At 49.5% G+C, this 1,278-nt stretch carries 1 protein-coding gene; it reads left to right on the top strand.

Features of this window, described 5'->3' with window-relative positions:
* Nucleotides 1–575: 575 nt before the first annotated feature.
* The coding region (locus D6694_02940; GenBank protein RMH46876.1) for a hypothetical protein at nucleotides 576–1,278 on the top strand (703 nt) is incomplete at its 3' end.

Raw genomic sequence — 1,278 nt, 5'->3', positions numbered from 1 at the left:
GCCGGATTTGAACCGACGACCTTCGGGTTATGAGAGTGTTTCGGCCTGAACGTAGTGGGTGGTGGGATATGGGAAGGCCTTGTCTTATATGGGTTTTCCAGACCTTCGGGCCCGGTAAATCTGCTCCCGATAGTGCCATTCTAGCCCATAGGAGATGCTCGAACGTAATCCCGTGTTTTTCGATCAAAGCCTTGCCAATACTCCGCCAATAGCTGTCCAATCAGAGACCAGTCGGCTGCTAATCATTACGCCAAAGCCAAGCCAACTCTGTAGCAAGCATTAGCAAAGACGCTTCAATTGACACTGGAACCACGCGTGGATTTTTGACCCTTTGGAGTTGTCCGGTATTCAGTATCTTTTCTCATGGCGAAAATCGTCCCCCGCGTTGGTTGCGGCGGCGCAGATAATGGAGCTCGTTGTCCTAATGGAATAGTGAATCATCCACAGGCTACAAATGCATTACAATGAGTGCTTGGCGGATCCTCGCGCATCGGTAAAGCATCTTAGCATGCGATTCGCTGTTTTGAACCAGATCCTCGTGTTGATGCTATGCTTAAACCACATAGGGGGCGGCAATGAGGTTTGATTTAACTGGATTCTTTGATAAGACGGTTGATTTCCTGGCCACATTATTGCCCGGATTGTTTCTTGTCTTTTTTGCGTCTGCGTATTGGGTGGGGGCGTTTGCACCACTCGACTTGGACAATGGCTATGTGCTCTTGGTTGTTGCCTATTTCCTGGGGCATCTGGTTTTTGTTGTGGCGAGGTTGCTGGATAGGGTTTACGATAAGCTCAGGAACGCATCGACTTGGGGACAAATCCGGTTCCGCCTTGCCAGAGGAAAAGCACGTGTGCATCCCATATTGCGGAAGGTTTCCGGGATATTGTTTGGCCGTCATCCGGATTACGCCGTGATCCTCGCCGAGCGTTTGAAAGCCATGTATCTCGGCAGATACGATGCAGAATTCGCCATGAATGCCTACCAGTGGAGCAAGTTGCAGCTGATGAAACATAATCCCGATAGCCTGCAGATTGTGCGAGGGCACGAAATGCAGTCCAAGCTTATGAGAAGTACTGCGTTCGTGTTCGCATTGCTCGGGGTCATGGTTTTGAGCGCGGGCACAGATGAACTAGCTGATCACCCACACCAATTACAATTGGTTTTGGCATTTTCAATTTTAGCTCTGTTGTCGTTCTACGGATATTTAATTGATCGCTTCAAGGCCACACAGAGAGCTTTCTGGGGTGTCATTGATTTGTTTGCTGAGAATGGCCGGG

The organism is Gammaproteobacteria bacterium (assembly GCA_003696665.1).
Lineage (GTDB): Bacteria > Pseudomonadota > Gammaproteobacteria > Enterobacterales.
The sequence above is the reverse complement of the archived record's forward strand: the minus strand, read 5'-3'. Positions and strand labels throughout refer to the sequence as shown.